Annotated in this window: 16 protein-coding genes; 3 read left to right on the top strand and 13 right to left on the bottom strand. The window is 61.1% G+C overall.

The window, feature by feature from the left end; genetic code table 11:
* Complete coding sequence (locus BM116_RS15895) at positions 1-1329, bottom strand: deoxyguanosinetriphosphate triphosphohydrolase (protein ID WP_083726282.1); 1329 nt, start codon at positions 1327-1329, stop codon at positions 1-3.
* 155 nt (positions 1330-1484) lie between these two features.
* Between BM116_RS15895 and BM116_RS15890 the strand changes: the two genes are divergently transcribed.
* The 3 genes from BM116_RS15890 (at position 1485) to BM116_RS15880 (ending at position 4152) form a co-directional block, all read left to right on the top strand.
* Complete coding sequence (locus tag BM116_RS15890; protein WP_211276262.1) at positions 1485-3299, top strand: 5'-nucleotidase C-terminal domain-containing protein; 1815 nt, start codon at positions 1485-1487, stop codon at positions 3297-3299.
* A 133-nt stretch (positions 3300-3432) separates the two neighbouring features.
* Positions 3433-3696 (top strand): glutaredoxin family protein, encoded by a 264-nt coding sequence (locus BM116_RS15885; RefSeq protein WP_083726284.1) that lies wholly within the window; start codon positions 3433-3435, stop codon positions 3694-3696.
* Positions 3697-3699: 3 nt separating this feature from the next.
* Positions 3700-4152, top strand: a complete 453-nt coding sequence (locus BM116_RS15880) for a YcgN family cysteine cluster protein (RefSeq protein WP_083726286.1) — start codon at positions 3700-3702, stop codon at positions 4150-4152.
* Between the two features lie 37 nt (positions 4153-4189).
* On the opposite strand, the gene BM116_RS15875 is transcribed toward BM116_RS15880, so the two are convergent.
* The 12 genes from BM116_RS15875 to metG form a co-directional block, all read right to left on the bottom strand.
* Positions 4190-4963, bottom strand: coding sequence for an MlaA family lipoprotein (locus BM116_RS15875; protein ID WP_083726288.1), 774 nt, complete (start codon positions 4961-4963; stop codon positions 4190-4192).
* Entirely contained in the window at positions 4960-6264 is a 1305-nt protein-coding gene (locus BM116_RS15870; protein ID WP_139056963.1) for an alpha/beta hydrolase family protein, read from the bottom strand. Before BM116_RS15870 ends, BM116_RS15875 begins: the two co-directional genes overlap by 4 nt.
* Before the next feature lie 86 nt (positions 6265-6350).
* On the bottom strand, positions 6351-6554 hold the full coding sequence (locus BM116_RS15865; protein ID WP_083726292.1) for a DUF2061 domain-containing protein: 204 nt from the start codon (positions 6552-6554) through the stop codon (positions 6351-6353).
* 187 nt (positions 6555-6741) lie between these two features.
* On the bottom strand, positions 6742-6924 hold the full coding sequence (locus tag BM116_RS15860) for a PA3496 family putative envelope integrity protein (protein ID WP_083726294.1): 183 nt from the start codon (positions 6922-6924) through the stop codon (positions 6742-6744).
* A gap of 140 nt (positions 6925-7064) precedes the next feature.
* Complete coding sequence (nth, locus tag BM116_RS15855) at positions 7065-7700, bottom strand: endonuclease III (RefSeq protein ID WP_083726296.1); 636 nt, start codon at positions 7698-7700, stop codon at positions 7065-7067.
* Between the two features lie 9 nt (positions 7701-7709).
* Complete coding sequence (locus tag BM116_RS15850) at positions 7710-8426, bottom strand: electron transport complex subunit E (RefSeq protein WP_083726298.1); 717 nt, start codon at positions 8424-8426, stop codon at positions 7710-7712.
* Between the two features lie 3 nt (positions 8427-8429).
* Entirely contained in the window at positions 8430-9068 is a 639-nt protein-coding gene (rsxG, locus tag BM116_RS15845) for an electron transport complex subunit RsxG (protein WP_083726300.1), read from the bottom strand.
* 3 nt (positions 9069-9071) lie between these two features.
* Positions 9072-10139: an electron transport complex subunit RsxD gene (rsxD, locus tag BM116_RS15840; RefSeq protein WP_083726302.1), complete on the bottom strand. Its 1068-nt coding sequence runs from the start codon at positions 10137-10139 to the stop codon at positions 9072-9074.
* Positions 10139-12508 (bottom strand): electron transport complex subunit RsxC, encoded by a 2370-nt coding sequence (gene rsxC, locus BM116_RS15835; RefSeq protein ID WP_083726304.1) that lies wholly within the window; start codon positions 12506-12508, stop codon positions 10139-10141. The genes rsxD and rsxC overlap by 1 nt, the downstream gene beginning before the upstream one ends.
* On the bottom strand, positions 12508-13089 hold the full coding sequence (rsxB, locus tag BM116_RS15830) for an electron transport complex subunit RsxB (RefSeq protein ID WP_083726306.1): 582 nt from the start codon (positions 13087-13089) through the stop codon (positions 12508-12510). Before rsxB ends, rsxC begins: the two co-directional genes overlap by 1 nt.
* Before the next feature lie 2 nt (positions 13090-13091).
* On the bottom strand, positions 13092-13676 hold the full coding sequence (rsxA, locus tag BM116_RS15825) for an electron transport complex subunit RsxA (protein WP_083726308.1): 585 nt from the start codon (positions 13674-13676) through the stop codon (positions 13092-13094).
* Positions 13677-13780: 104 nt separating this feature from the next.
* Positions 13781-15820, bottom strand: coding sequence for a methionine--tRNA ligase (metG, locus tag BM116_RS15820; RefSeq protein ID WP_083726394.1), 2040 nt, complete (start codon positions 15818-15820; stop codon positions 13781-13783).
* Between the last annotated feature and the right edge of the window lie 177 nt (positions 15821-15997).

Raw genomic sequence — 15997 nt, 5'->3', positions numbered from 1 at the left:
TCAGGCGGGGTTGATGCCGCGAATCTGGGCGGCCATATCGGCGGCGTACAGGTCGGTCATGCCGGCGATGAAATCCAGCACCCGCAGATAGCTGCGGTAGGGCGGCCAGTCTGCCTGCGGAATGGTGTGGCCAATCAGATCAAGAATACGCTGGTGCTTGAAACTCAGGTTTTGCCCGGCGTGCAATTCGTTGACCGCACTGCAAAAGGCGTCCAGCAGGGTTTCCAGCGTGCTGTAGGCGCCGATCTCATGCAGCGTCTTGCGCTTGTCCTGAAATATCCGCTTGCGCGCCATATCCTTGGCTGTCAGTACGCAATTGCGCGCTGCGGCAGGCATGTGTTCGACCAGGTCGCCCTGCAGCTCACCGGCGAGCAAGGCGGGCAGCTGATCAATAAAGGCCTGCGCCGCAGCGTTGACCAAGTGCTCGATTGCCTTGCCACGCAGAATGGCCAGGCGCCGCCGTTGTGAGTCGTTAGGGCCCAGTTGGCGATATGTCTCCGGCAGGTCATCACCCACCAGATCCAGCAGCACACGCTCTACCTCGGCGTAAGCCAGCAGATCCATCTCCAGCCCGTCTTCCAGATCAATCAAGCCGTAGCAGATGTCATCGGCCGCTTCGACCAGATATACCAGCGGGTGCCGTGCCCAGCGGTGCGGTCCCAGGGCCGGCAGGCCCAGTTTGTCTGCGATCTGCTGCAGCAGCGGAAACTCGGCCTGATAGCAGCCGAACTTGTGCTTCTTGTAGCCAAGGTCGTTGGCATGCTGAGCAGTCCAGGGGTATTTCAGGTAGGCACCCAGGGTGGCATAGGTCAGGCGCATGCCGCCTTCGGCCTGGTGATACTCAATCTGGGTCAGTACGCGAAAGCCCTGCGCGTTGCCTTCAAAATGCAGAAAATCCTGCTTCTCGGCGTCACTCAGTTGATCAAGCATGCCGCGCTGCTCAGCCTGGCGGAACCAGTGGCGGATAGCATCCTCGCCGGAGTGTCCATACGGCGGGTTGCCGATGTCGTGGGCTAGGCAGGCAGCCTGGACAATCACCCCCAGATCGGCTGGCTGGCACCAGTCCGGCATCTCGCTGCGCAGCATTTCGCCCACCCGCATACCGAGCGAGCGCCCGACACAGCCAACTTCCAGGCTATGGGTCAGGCGGGTGTGAATGTGATCGTTGCTGGATACCGGGTGGACCTGGGTTTTCTTGCCCAGGCGGCGGAAGGCGCCGGAAAAAATGACGCGGTCGTGATCCTTGTGAAAGGGCGTGCGCCCCAATTCGTCGTCGCTGGCGACCGGTTTGCCCAATCGTTCGCGGCACAGCAGTGTTTCCCAATCCATGCATGGCTCCTGTGGTTGGGCCGAGTATGCGGCAGGTATTAAGGGCTGTCGAGGGTTGGGTTGGCTGCCACCAAGTCGGCATCCAGGCATCACTGGACTGACATAATCAACTGGCAGGCTTGCGCTCGAAGTACTCATTACAAAGGAGCGTATTCGTGAGACCTCAAGCCTTACTGGCCCTGACTTCAGTCATCTCAACGTTGGTGTTGAGCGGTTGTAATAGTGATAGCGACAGCAATGCTGACGATAATGCGGCGGCTCAGCCTTTGACGCTGAATATTCTGCATATCAACGATCACCATTCCAATCTGGAAGAAAGCAGCATCGATCTTGATATCGCTGGCACCGAAACCAGTTTTGCGCTGGGCGGATTTCCGCGTGTGGCAGCCAAAATGGCAGAGCGTGAAGCCGAGCTGGACAACGTGCTGAAACTGCACGCCGGCGATGCGATCACCGGTACGCTGTACTTCTCCAGTTTTGAGGGTGAGGCCGACGCCGCCTTGATGAACGAGGTCTGCTTCGATGCCTTTGCCCTGGGTAACCACGAGTTTGACCGGGGCGATGCGGGGCTGGTTAATTTCCTCGATTACCTCGCGGCAGATAGCTGTGACACCGCAGTGCTGGCTGCCAACGTCAAACCACAGGTAGGCACGCCGCTGGCGCCCGCTGCTGAAGACGACTACATCAAGCCGTACTACATTCACGAGGTGGACGGCCAACAGGTCGGGGTGATCGGCATCGATATCAGCGGCAAGACTCAAGGCAGCTCCAGCCCGCTGGCAACGACCGAGTTTCTGGATGAGCAGGAAACGGCCCAGGCGATGATCAACGAGCTGGCCGAGCAGGGCGTCAACAAGATCATCTTGCTGACGCATTATCAGTATGAGAATGACCTGAACCTGGCGCGTAACCTGTCGGGTGTGGATGTCATTATCGGTGGCGACTCTCACACCCTGCTCGGCGATTTTGCTGCTTACGGTATGAATGCCGGTGGCGAGTATCCAACCAGGGTCGCCAATGCCGATGGCAACACGGCCTGTGTGGCCCAAGCCTGGGAATACGCCAAGGTGGTTGGCGAGCTGAATATACAGTGGGACAGCGAAGGCAATGTGGTCTCCTGCGAAGGGGTACCGCACCTGTTGCTGGATCAGCCAACCCGTAACGACGTTGCCCTGACGGGTGATGCCGAGGCTGAGGTGCTGGCGGCTATTGATGCCGATCCCCAGCTCAGTCTGACCGCGCCGGATGCGGCGGTCCAGGCTGTGCTCAGCGGCTACACGCAGCAGCTCGACACCTTCCGCAATAACGTCGTTGGTATGGCCACTGAAGACCTGTGCCTGGCGCGTATTCCGGGTGTGCCCTACGGCGATACCACCTGCACCGGCGAAGACCCCAACCGTGGCGGAGATATTCCCAATGTGGTGGCCAATGCCTTCCTGTTTCTGAGCAAAAACGCCGATGTGTCCATCCAGAACGCGGGTGGCGTACGTATTGATATCCCTGCTGGTGATATCACCATTGGCGATGCCTACACGCTGCTGCCGTTTGCCAACACGCTGACCAACCTCGAAATAACCGGTGCGGAAATTCGGCAGGTACTGAATGAGGCCGTTGATTACGCCCACAGCAATTCTAGCGGCGCCTATCCCTATGCTGCCGGCCTGCGCTGGTATGTGGATATGAATCGCCCGGCAGGTCAGCGGTTGTACGATATCGAGTATCGCGTGCGCAATGAGGGTGCGTGGCAGCCTTTGACCGATGCCATGGTACTTACTGTCGTGAGCAACAGCTTCACCGCCTTGGGGCAGGATGGCTATGTGACCTTTGGCACAGTGAGCCAAGACGGCCGCGCTGAAGACACCTTCCTCGATTATGCGCAGTCCTTTGTCGACTACATGCTGGAAGTCGGTACTGTACGCAAGCCGGCGCAGGAGGAGTACTCCACGCAGTTCTACACGCCCGCCAACTGAGTTAGTTCGCGCCATGGCCTGAAGGGAGATTGCTATATCCTTTCGGGCTTTGGCCGGTTAGCGGCAAGTGTCGGTAGCCCGGCCCAAATAGCGCTACAATAGCGGCCTGTTTCCCGACTCGCCGTGACCCGCCATGAAGCACACCCCTCCTGTCACTCTCTATGGCACGCTGGCCTGCCATCTGTGTGAGAACGCCATGCACGTGCTGCAGCCGCTGATTGCCGACGGTTTGCGGGTGAGCGAGGTCGATATCAGCGACAGTGACGAGCTGATGCAGCGTTATCAGATGCGTATTCCGGTGCTTCAACGCACGGACAGCGGCGCCGAGCTGGATTTTCCGTTTGACCTGGCCCAGGTGATGGACTGGTTGGGCGATGACCTGCGCGAAGAGGGTTAACCAGTGGCGATGCGAGTGGTGCCATTCTGGAAGCGCAAGGCGCTGACCGAGCTTGATCGTGACGAGTGGGAGTCGCTGTGCGACGGCTGCGGGCTTTGCTGTCTGCAAAAACTGGAGGACGAGGATGATCCGCAGGCGATCTATTACACGCGCATTGCCTGCAAGTTGCTGGATCTGGATAGCTGTCGCTGTAGCGATTACCCCAATCGCCAGCGCTTTGTGCCGGACTGCATTCAGCTGACACCGGGCAAGGCGCAGGATTTTGCCTGGTTACCGCCCACCTGCGGCTATCGCCTGGTCGCCGAGGGACAGGATCTGCCGCCCTGGCACCCGCTGATCTGTGGCGATGAACAGGCGGTGCACAAGGCTGGCATCTCGCTGGCTGGCCAGATGCTGCCCGAAGGCAGCGTGGCCGATGAAGACTGGGAAGATCACATCATCTTTCGCGTTGGCTAAAAGGCCCGCGTAGACGGGCCGTTGGCGTAACAATGACTCAGTGCGAAATCTCGAACTCCCGCAGCTTGGTGTGTAAATAGCGCACCTGGTCGTACTCGAACGGGCTGTCCAGGGCGCCATAGCGGAAGGGGATGCCGTACCGCAGGTCGATGGCCCAGATACCCCAGGTTGCCTGGTAGTCGTTCATGAAGTCCCGGTTGTCCATGTAGTTGACGTAATCTTCAATCACCCAGTCGGCTACGCGGCCGGTGCCGTCACGCAAGCTCGAAGGGCCAAGAAAGGGGATCACCAGATAAGGCCCGGCCGGTACACCCCAGACACCCAGGGTCTGGCCGAAGTCCTCATCCTGCTGAGGTAGCCCCATTTTCTCGGCCACATCAAATATCCCGGCCAGGCCAAAGATGCTGTTGAACAGCAGGCGCGCGGTGGTTTCGCCGCTGCGCTGGAACTTGCCCTGCAGCAGGCTATTGCCCAGGTTGGGAATGTCGCGCAGGTTGTCGAACACATTCGATACGCCGGTACGCACCGGGCTCGGTGTTGCCCACACGTAAGTGCGTACTACCGGCAGGTAGACGTAACGGTCAAATTGCGCGTTGAAGCGGTAAATACGCCGGTTAACGCCCTCCAGCGGGTCATGTACGTTCAGGGCGCGCAGGCTGGAGCGCTCGAACTGATAGCGATTGTCCCGCTCGTCGATATCCAGCTCCAGCAAGGGGTCATTGTAGGTCGGCACCTGCGGGCCGGACTCCTGCGCCACGGCACTGAAAGACAGCGCCGTGCTCAGCAAGGCAAGGGGTAAAAGGCGCTTCATTGGGCACCTCCCTGCAGGAAGGTCAGGTACCGCTCAGTCACCGGCGCGTAGTCCAGATTGCCCCCGTGCCCACCGCTGGGGTAGAGGAAGGCCCGCTCGCCCAGGGTATCGGCGAGAAAGCGGTAATCGGACTCGGTCAGAATCAGGTCGTCGGCATTGCTGACTGCGGCAACGTCAGGGTTGTTCTGCAGAAAGTCCTGCAGACTGCGCAGGCTGGTCTCCCAGGCCATGTCGTCGATGGTCTTGTCGGCGTTTTCCAGTTGCCAGGCGGGCAGCAACTGCTCGTTGATGTAGCAGCTGAAGTCGCAGAACAACGCGCGGCGTAAATACGGCGTCAGTGACGTGCTGACTTTGAGTTGCTGGTCCGCCGGCACATAGCGCCCGCCGTGGGTAACCAGGTCGCTCATAAAGCTGAGGTCCGCAGCGGAAAAACGAAAAACGGCACCGATCAACATGGCCAGCTCCGGATCGGTCAACGCATCGGGCGAGCTCTGAATCTCTTCGAACAGGCTTTCCTGGATGTCACTGTTGCCGCGGCTGGCAAAGTGGCGGGACAGCTTCTGGAAAATGTGTTCGTAAAAGCTGTCGTTGTCGTCAACGCCCTCAATCCGGGTGTAGGACAGGGCGTCCAGACGCCCCACTGAGGCATATAGATCCACCGGCGGGTTCATCAGCAACACCCGCTCAAAGTCGAACTGGCCAAGGTGCGTGTCCAGCTCGGCGACGAACGCCGCGTGCAGGGCGCCCAGACTGAAGCCTGCCAGGCGGTAAGAGGTCACTTCAAAGCCCAGTTCCTGACGCGCATTCTCGACTGCCAGGGTCATGGCAGTGTGCAGGTCACGTGCATCCTCGGCGCCCATGCCGGGCAAACCGCTGTTGGAGGCGGCAGCAATAAAGTCGTGGTTGGAGGGCGAGGACAGCACAATCACGTGCATGCCGGCCTGCCAAAACAGGCGCTTGAGATAATCCATGCGGGTGCTGTCATATCCGGAGCCGGTGCCGGCTACCAGAAAGATCAGCGGAGCCGGTTCGTCATGCCAGGCAACGCGGTAGTGCAAGTCGCGGTACTGGGACAGCGCCGGCGGCAGCTTGCGGTCGGGCAGCACGCGGACCTTGAGGTCGGTTTGCTGCACATCCACATCACTGGGCGTGGGAGCTTGCAGCTTTTCCGGAGTGCCGGCTACGGTAGCCATGAAGGGGTTGGTTATGGGATAAGCGTAGGGCTCGCTGGCATTGGCCGTGAGTGCAACGGTTGCCAGCAATCCGGCGCAAATCCCGAGCGTCTTTCGATAGGTTGGCAAGGCGTTACCTTCCTGGTGGCGTAAATAGTGAAGTCCCTACAAATACCCGCCACAGCCGGGAAAGTTCCCTGCACAGCCTCCTTGAGTCAGGCGGCCAGGGCGTCTGGACGGGATTTGCGGCGGCGTTCTGCACGGTTCCAGAGCTTCTCGTGGAAGTAGAAGGCGACCGTGTTAACCGCCGGCTCGACCAGCGCCACTGCGCCGCCAACGAGCACACTGCCGGTCATCAGATACACCACGCCAAAGGCGATGGAAAAGTGCATGCAGGCAAAGGTGATGGTCTTGATCATGACTGCCTCGACTGTAACTCAAATGAGAATCATTGCTGAATGAGGTCAGTGTAGGCGAATGCCGAGCCAGTGAGAAGCGTGATTGTTTAATGGCGGTAATAGCGGGAACTAATCAGCGGTGTGCGGTGGGCAGGACGCCCACCGGAATTGCCCTCCGGGCGCAGTTATACGCGAGAGGGCGGCCTGATCAGTCGAAGTCGAAATCCGACAGCTGCTTTTGCAGGCGACGTTCTTCGAGGTAGCTGTCGATCAGCCGGCGTTTGGTCAGGCTGTTACGTGAATTGGGGGCGTTATCGGTTTCAGGGGTGTCGTCGTCCTCGACGAAGTCATCATCATCGTCCAGCTCGATGTCGGATTTTGCTTTGGCCATGACTCAACTCCACAGTGAAGATGCCATTTGCGCACCTTATAAACGCGAAGTTGGATTTGCGGAAATAGAATTTTTTTATTGAAAACGGCGACAGGTTTCAATAAACGCAGGCCGTTTTCTGTTGGGGGCCTGCAGGGCGCTCAGTCAGAGGTTTTGTGCTTGTAGTCGCACAGGTCTTCTATCCGGCAGCTGCCGCATTGCGGCGAGCGTGCCTTGCAGACATAGCGCCCGTGCAGGATCAGCCAGTGGTGGGCGTCGACCAGAAATTCCTTGGGCACGTGTTTGAGCAGCTTCTTTTCCACTTCAAGTACGTTTTTGCCTGGCGCGATGCCGGTGCGGTTGCTGACACGGAAGATGTGCGTGTCGACGGCCATGGTCGGCTGCCCGAACGCGGTGTTTAGTACCACGTTGGCTGTTTTGCGGCCAACCCCGGGCAGGGCTTCCAGCGCTTCGCGATTGTCCGGTACCTGGCTGTTGTGCTGCTCGATAAGGATCTTGCAGGCGGCAATCACATTGCGCGCCTTGCTGTTGAACAGCCCGATAGTCTTGATGTATTCGCTCAGGCCGTCCACGCCCAGTGCGTAAATCGCTTCCGGGGTGTTGGCCACGGGGAACAGCTTGTCGGTCGCCTTGTTGACGCCCACGTCGGTCGCCTGGGCAGACAGGGTAACGGCGACCAGCAGCTCAAACGGCGAGCTGAAGTTCAGCTCGGTAGTTGGATGCGGGTTGTCCTCACGCAGGCGGCGGAAGATCTCGTAGCGCTTTTCCTTGTTCATGGTGCCCGCTCAGTTGATAGTCCCGGTGACGCGTACGCGCTTGCTGCCAGCCGCTGCAGGCTTGACGTCGCGGGCGGCGGCGCGCTCCTTGACCTTGGCGTCAATGAGGTTTTTCAGTGCAATCAGCAGCCCCATGAATACAAACGCCCCCGGCGGCAGGATGACGAACAGCACATCCTTGTAGTTGGGGAACACCACCAGCGTCCAGTCGGCCGCGACGGGGCCCAGCAGCAGGTCCATGCCGCCGAACAGGGTGCCGTGCCCGACCAGCTCGCGCAGGCCGCCGAGCACCACCAGTACCAGCGCAAAGCCCAGACTCATCATGAAGCCGTCGACCACTGAAGGCAGAATCGGGTTCTTGGACGCAAAGGCGTCGGCGCGGCCGAGGATCACGCAGTTGGTGACAATCAGCGGGATGAAAATACCGAGGATCTGGTACAGCTCGTAGGTGAAGGCCTGCATCAGCAGCTCGATGCAGGTGGTCAGCGCGGCAATGATCATGACAAATGCCGGCAGCCGCACGGCGTCGGTCACGGCGCTGCGAATCAGCGATACCGCCAGGTTGGAGCCGGTCAGTACCAGCATGGTCGCCAAACCCAGGCCAAGGGCGTTGACCACCGAGCTGCTGACGCCTAGCAACGGGCACAGCCCCAACAGTTGCACCAGCCCGGCATTGTTGTGCCACAGGCCGTCTGCGGTGATCTCGGAGAGTGTCTTGTTGGCCATGGATTACTCCTCGTCCAGCTGCAGCAGGGCGGTGCGGTGTTCATCGAAATAGGTCAGGGCCTGATAGACCGCCTTGACCACTGCGCGGGGGGTGATGGTCGCGCCGGTAAACTGGTCAAACTGGCCGCCGTCCTTTTTAACCGCCCACTGCTCAGGGATCGGCATGCTCAGGCTTTTGCCGTTAAAGGACAGAATCCACTGGCTTTTGCCTGCGTCGATTTTGTCGCCAAGACCGGGCGTCTCGCGGTGGCTGACGCTGCGCACGCCGGCGATGCTGCCATCGGCGCGAATACCCACCAGCAGGTCAATGCGGCCACTGTAGCCGTCCGGTGCGACAACCGGCAGGATCACGGCGCTGACCCGCTCGCCCTGGCGAGCGCGGTAGGCGTCGGCCGGCGCGCTGAGGCTGAGGTACTGACGGTCCTGCACGCTAAAGCTGTCGGTCAGCAGGTCGTTGTCGTGCTGATCATGCGGCACGATCTCATTCAGTGCACTTAGCTGGACCCGACGCTGGGCCTCGCTGATGCGCTCGGCGGTGGTCTGCTGGGTCACGGCGATCATACCGACGGTGGCCACGGCAAACAGGCCGAGAATCATGCTGTTGCGCAGGATCGAGCGACTGGTAGTAGTTGGCGTATCCATGGCTCAGTCCGTCTTGCCCATGCCGCGCTTGGCTTTGCTGTGGCCATAGGTGCGCGGTGTGCTGTAGTAGTCGATGGTGGGGGCGGCGAGGTTCATCAGCAGTACGGCAAAGGCCACCGCGTCAGGGTAACCACCCCAGGCGCGGATTACATACACCAGGATGCCGACGCCGGCGCCAAAGATCAGCCGACCCAGCTTGCTGGTGGCGCCCGATACCGGGTCGGTGACGATAAAGAACGCGCCCAGCATGGTGGCGCCGCTGAATAGATGAAACAGCGGTGAGCCGTTGGAGTCCGAGCCGCTGCCATTCCAGAACAGCAGGCTCATCAGTGCCAGGGCGCCAAGCATGCCGACGGGGGCGTGCCAGCTGTAGATGCGCTTGTACAGGAGCGCGGCACCACCCAGCAGGTAGGCCAGGCTGACCCACTCCCAGCCGTAGCCGGCAAAGTTGCCGAATACCGGGCTGCTGGCGTGCAGCTCAGCCATGGTCAGGCTGCTGTTGGTCTTGACCACATCCAGCGGAGTCGCCTGGGTCCAGCCATCTATCGCGCCGCCGCTGGGCATGAAGATGCGACTCAGGCCATCCATCAGGCCCAGTGTGGCCTGCACATCCGGTACAACGGCTTCAATGCCGCGCCAGGCTGGCCAGCTGGTCATTTCCACCGGGAAGGAAATCAGTACCACTACGTAGCCCAGCATCGCCGGGTTGAACGGGTTCTGACCCAGGCCACCATATAACTGCTTGCCGAAGACAATCGCGAAGCTGACCGCAACCAGGGTCAGCCACCAGGGCGCGTAGGGCGGCAACGCCAGGGCCAGCAGCCAGGCGGTAACCAAGGCGCTGCCATCACGCAGGAAGAAGCCGATCGGGCGTTTGCGAACCCACAGGATCAGCGCTTCGACAGCCAGAGCGACGGCGCTGGCGTAGAGAATGTTGATCAGGGTGCCAAAGCCGAAGAACCAGGTCAGGGTCAGTACGCCGGGCAGGGTGGCGCCCAGCACCCAAAGCATGATGGTCTGGGTATGGTTGTTTCCCTTGGCGTGGGGTGAGGTCATGCGAACCAGCGCCATCAGTTGGTCTCCTTGCTGGCCATGTAGTCGGCGAAGGCCTTGGCGGCAACGTCGAGTGCGGCGCGGGCAGTGTCGAGGTTCTGTTGCGCGGTGGTGGTATCCGCGCCGGCCTCGCTGGCTTCTTTCAACTCCCGTTCGGCCCGTTTGAAGTCAGCCTTGCAGGTGGCCATGGTGGTCTTCAGGGCGCGCAGCTGCTCATCAACCGGCTTCTTGTCCACGAGTTGGCGCTGCGGCGGCGGAATCGGGCTGCTGTTTTCTGCTTCATGCAGGGCCTTTTCAGCGCTCTGATAGGTCTGTTGCTGAGTTGCCAGTTGGGCCTGCAGGTCGGCATCGTCCGGGTTTTCACCCAGGGCGCGTTCGGTTTTCTTCAGGGCCGCGCGGGCCATGGCCAGGTCCAGCTTGGCCTGCTTGAGCTTCTCATCAACCGGCTTCTTGGCTGTGGCGCTGGCCGGGATGCGGGCGTCGGCGGCCTCGACCTGCTCGCGCAGCTTGGCGATTTCGGCCTGTTGCTCTTCGCTTGGGCTGTCGGCGGCGTTGCGTTCTGCTTTTTTCAGGGCAGCACGCAGCATGGCTGCCTCTATCTTCAGCTTTTTGGCCTCATCGTCGCCGCCGGCCTGGGGCGCGGGTGCAGCGGGTTGGCTGCTGGTATCGCCCTGGGCCTGGTCGAAGGCGTCCTGCGCCTCACGGGCGGCTTGTTCAAGCTGCGGGATCTGCGCCTGCAGGTCGGCGTTATCCGGGTTGGCAACGAGCTGCTTCTGGGCCTTTTTCAGTGCCATCTGCGCGGTGGCTGCGGCGATCTTCAGCTGCTTCTGTTCGGGCGACAGGGCACCTGCCTTTGGCGCTGGAGCATCGCTCGCCGGCGCACTGGCACCGGATTCGCTTTGCTTGGCGGCCTCTGCCTCTTTGGCAGCTTTGATACGCGCCGCCTTTTCGGCGCGGGCTATGCGATCGCGCTCTTTCTGTTCGGCTTCACGCTGCAGGCGCTCCTGACGGTGCTCAAAGCGCTGGCGGGAGTGGTCGGCCTTGTGTTGCTGCAGATCCAGCGCGCGTATCTCGGACTTGGCGGCGCGGTAGTACTGCACCAGCGGGATGCTGCTGGGGCAGACGTAGGAGCAGGCGCCGCACTCGATGCAGTCGAACAGGTGCTGACGCTTGAGCTGATCGTAGTCTTTGCCCAGCGCAAAGAAGTGCAGCTGCTGCGGCAAGAGGCTGGCCGGGCAGGCTTCTGCGCACAGGCCGCAGCGGATGCACGGCTGCGCCGGTGGTGGTGGCGGCAGCTCATCACGGGTGCCGGCGAGCAGGCAGTTGGTGGTCTTGACGATGGGCGCATCCAGGCTCTGCAGGGTAAAGCCCATCATTGGCCCGCCCATGACCAGGCGGAACAGCTTGTCGGGCTGCAGGCCGGCGAAGGCAAGCAGCTCGCGAATCGGCGTGCCGATCAGTGCCTCCACGTTGGTCGGATGGCTCAGGGCTTCGCCGGTCAGGGTGGTGATGCGCTTGATCAGCGGCTGGCCGAGCACAACGGCATCGTGAATCGCCAGCAGTGTGCCGACGTTCTGGCAGACCATGCCAAGGTCGGCGGGCAGGCCGCCGCTGGGCACTTCCTTGCCGGTCAGAATCTGGATCAGCTGCTTTTCACCGCCGGAGGGGTACTTGGTCGGAAAGGCAACAACCTGCATGGCGCGCTCGCCAACCGCAGCGCGCATGGCGGCGATGGCTTCGGGCTTGTTGTCCTCAATGCCGATCAGCACCCGCTCGGGCTGCAGCACATGCATCAAAATTTCGATGCCGGTGATGATCTCGGGCGCGCGGTAGCGCATGGCACTGTCGTCGGCGGTGATATAGGGCTCGCACTCGGTACCGTTTATGATCAGCGTGTGCAGCTTCTGCTCCGGCCGTGCCTTGAGCTTGACCGCGGTCGGGAATCCGGCGCCGCCGAGCCCGCTGATACCGGCCTGGCGGATCAGCTCCAGCAGGGTGACCGGCTCCAGTGCGCGGAAATCGGAAACGGGCTGCAGATCGCACCAGCGGTCCTGGCCGTCAGCCTCGATGTGGATAGCCCACTCCTCAAGACCCGATGCGTGCGGGTAGGGCGCAGGGCCAATGGCCGTGACCGTGCCGGACGTTGGCGCGTGCACGGGGCAACTGACCATGCTGCTGGCCTCGGCGATCATCTGGCCTTTGAGTACCGCGTCGCCAACTGCCACGCAGGGCTCGGCACGACCGCCCAGGTGTTGCTGCAGTGGCACGATCAAGCGGCTAGGAATCGGCACAGACTCAATGCCGTGGCCAAGGGACTGGGCCTTGTTCTCGGCCGGGTGAATGCCACCGGGAATGTCCCAGATGCGGATAGGGGTAGCGGCAGTCATCAGGCGGCTCCCCGGCTGGCGTCAGTGGCGATCAGGGCAGCGTTGGGCAGCGGGAAATCCCACTTCCAGCTTTGCGGCGTTGTGGGTAGCGGCAGCATGTCGATACAGTCGACCGGGCAGGGCTCGACGCACAGGTCACAGCCGGTGCACTCGTCGGTGATGACCGTGTGCATTTGCTTGGCTGCGCCCAGGATGGCGTCAACCGGGCAGGCCTGGATGCATTTGGTGCAGCCGATGCATTCGGCCTCGCGAATGTAGGCAACCATGCGCGGCTTTTCTTCGCCGTGCTCGGCATCCAGCGGCAGCGCTTCAACGTCCAGCAGGTCAGCCAGCGCCTGAATGGTGGATTCACCACCGGGCGGGCATTTATTGATCGGCTCGCCGTTGGCGATGCCTTCGGCGTAGGGGCGGCAGCCGGGGTGGCCGCATTGACCGCACTGGGTTTGCGGCAGCAGGTCGTTGATCTGGTCGACGATGGGGTCGCCATCAACCTTGAAGCGAACGGCGGCAAAGCCGAGTACTGCGCCAAAGATCAGCGCCAGCCCCAGCAGAACGAGTACGGCAGTAATGATCATCGACATGCTTACAACCTTATCAGGCCGGTGAAGCCCATAAAGGCCAGCGACATCAGGCCTGCCGTGATCATGCCGATGGCCGCGCCACGGAACGGTGTGGGTACGTCGGCAATGGCGATACGCTCACGCAGGCCGGCAAACAGGATCAGGATCATCGAGAAGCCAATCGCGGCACCAAGGCCATAGGTGGCGGACTTCATGAAGGTCTGCTCGGCGCGGTTGGTGTTCAGCAGCGCCACACCCAGCACCGCGCAGTTGGTGGTGATCAGCGGCAGAAAGATACCCAGTACCCGGTAGAGCAGCGGGCTGGTTTTGTGCACCACCATCTCGGTGAACTGCACCACAACCGCGATGACCAGAATGAAGGAAATGGTACGCAGGAACTCGAGGTCCAGCGGCACCAGGATGTATTGAAAAGTCAGGTAGCTGAGGATAGACGCCAGCGTCAGCACAAAGGTGGTAGCGGCAGACATGCCAATGGCGGTTTCCAGCTTGCCGGACACGCCCATGAAGGGACACAACCCGAGAAACTGCACCAATACGAAATTGTTGACCAGTATGGTACTGACCAGAATAAGGGCAAATTCAGCCATTGACCCAACCCCATGTGTGGCCGGGCAGCGCGACTCTTGCGGTCGCTGCGCCCGGTCCGGCTAATCAGGGCGGCCCGCGCCGCCCCATCACTGCACTTCTGTCGTTATTTGACGCGCTGGCCCGGCTTGGCACCCTGATCCGGGCTCAGCAGGAAAATATCTTCGCCACCGGGGCCGGCTGCCAGCACCATGCCTTCGGATACGCCGAACTTCATCTTGCGCGGCGCCAGGTTGGCAACGTACAAGGTCAGTCGGCCTTCGAGCTTGCTCGGGTCCGGGTAGGCGCTCTTGATGCCGGAAAAGACGTTACGCTTGGCGTCGCCAATATCCAGGCTCAGGCGCAGCAGCTTGTCGGCACCTTCAACAAATTCACATTTCTCGATCAGCGCGACACGCAGGTCAACGGCGGCAAAGGCATCAAAGTTGATCTCATCGGCCAGCGGCTCCTTGACCAGCTCACCGTTGCCTGTGGGCGCGGTGCTGTTGGCGGCGGCCAGATCTTCCTTGGATGCTTCGACCATGGCGTCGATCTTGGCCGGCTCGATGCGTGCGAGCAGCGGTTTGAAGGCGTTGAGCTGGTGGTTGGCCAGCAGCTGGGTGTGGTCGTTCCAGCGCAGCGGCGCAACGTTCAGAAAGGCCTCGGCGTCGGCGGCCAGCGTTGGCAGCACCGGCTTGAGGAAAATTACCAGCTGACGGAACAGGTTCACGCCCAGTGCGCAGATCGCCTGAACTTCGTCCTGCTTGCCTTCCTGCTTGTTCAGCGCCCAGGGTGCCTTGTCGGCGATCCAGGCATTGGCCTTGTCGGCCAGCGCCATGATTTCACGCATGGCGCGGGAGAAGTCGCGCTTCTCGTAGGCGTCGGCAATGCTCGGGGCTGCGGCGGTGAAGGCGCTGCTAAGCTCCGGCGCCGGGTTGGCCTCGACCATGACGCCGCCGTTGCCCTTGTGAATAAAGCCCGCGCAGCGGCTGGCGATATTGACCACCTTGCCGACCAGGTCGGAGTTGACCTTCTGCACGAAGTCTTCGAGGTTCAGGTCCAGATCTTCCACGCCACGGCCCAGCTTGGCTGCGTAGTAGTAGCGCAGGTACTCGGGGTTGAGGTGATCCAGGTAGGTACGCGCCTTGATGAAGGTGCCGCGTGACTTGGACATCTTCTGGCCGTTGACGGTCAGGTAGCCATGCACGTTGACCGCAGTCGGCTTGCGGAAGCCTGCACCTTCGAGCATGGCCGGCCAGAACAGGGTGTGGAAGTTGACGATATCCTTGCCGATGAAGTGATACAGCTCGGCGCTGGAGTCCGCGTTCCAGAAGGCGTCAAAGCTCAGTTCGGGGCGGCGGCTGCAGAGGTTCTTGAAGCTGGCCATGTAGCCGATAGGCGCGTCCAGCCAGACGTAGAAGTACTTGCCGGGCTCGCCTGGAATCTCAAAGCCGAAGTAGGGCGCATCACGGCTGATGTCCCACTCCTGCAGGCCGCTGTCCAGCCATTCGGCAATCTTGTTGGCCACGGCGTCCTGCAGGGCGCCGCTGCGGGTCCACTGCTGCAGCATGTCGGCAAAATCCTGCAGACGGAAGAAGAAGTGCTTGGAGTCCTTGAGCACCGGTGTGGCGCCGGAAATGGCCGAGCGCGGGTCTTTCAGCTCGGTGGGCTCGTAGGTGGCGCCGCATTTTTCGCAGTTGTCGCCGTACTGATCTTCAGCTGCGCACTTCGGGCAGGTGCCCTTGATGAAACGGTCGGCCAGGAACATGCCCTTTTCCGGGTCAAAGTACTGGGTAACCGAGCGGGTGCTGATGTGACCCGCGTCTTTCAGACGGGTGTAGATCAGCTCGGAGAGCTCACGGTTTTCTTCCGAGTGCGTGGAGTAGAAGTTGTCGAAGTTGACAAGAAAATCGGCAAAATCGCTGGAATGCTCGGCATGCACGTTGGCAATCAGCTGTTCCGAGGTGAGGCCTTCCTTCTCGGCGCGCAGCATGATGGCTGAGCCATGGGCGTCGTCAGCGCAGACATACACGGCCTGATGGCCGCGCAGCTGTTGAAAGCGGACCCAGATATCGGTCTGGATGTACTCCAGCATGTGCCCAAGGTGGATTGAACCGTTGGCATAGGGCAGGGCGCTGGTAACGAGGATCTGGCGAGTCGCGGCTATATCGGACATGGGCTTCCGGGGTACTTTGCGGTTGAACGTGAAAGGGCAGGGATGATAGCAGATGGGGCGCGTTGGGGGGAGGCTTGAACACGCCTGGGCTGGCGGCTGTACCGACATTCGCGGTCACAACTGTACCTTGCCGGGGCTTGGTGCCGGGCGTATAAGAGCCTGCCCAAG

Origin of the sequence: Halopseudomonas pachastrellae (assembly GCF_900114765.1) — a bacterium.
GTDB lineage: Bacteria > Pseudomonadota > Gammaproteobacteria > Pseudomonadales > Pseudomonadaceae > Halopseudomonas > Halopseudomonas pachastrellae.
This window is presented reverse-complemented; position numbering and strand designations above follow the sequence as displayed.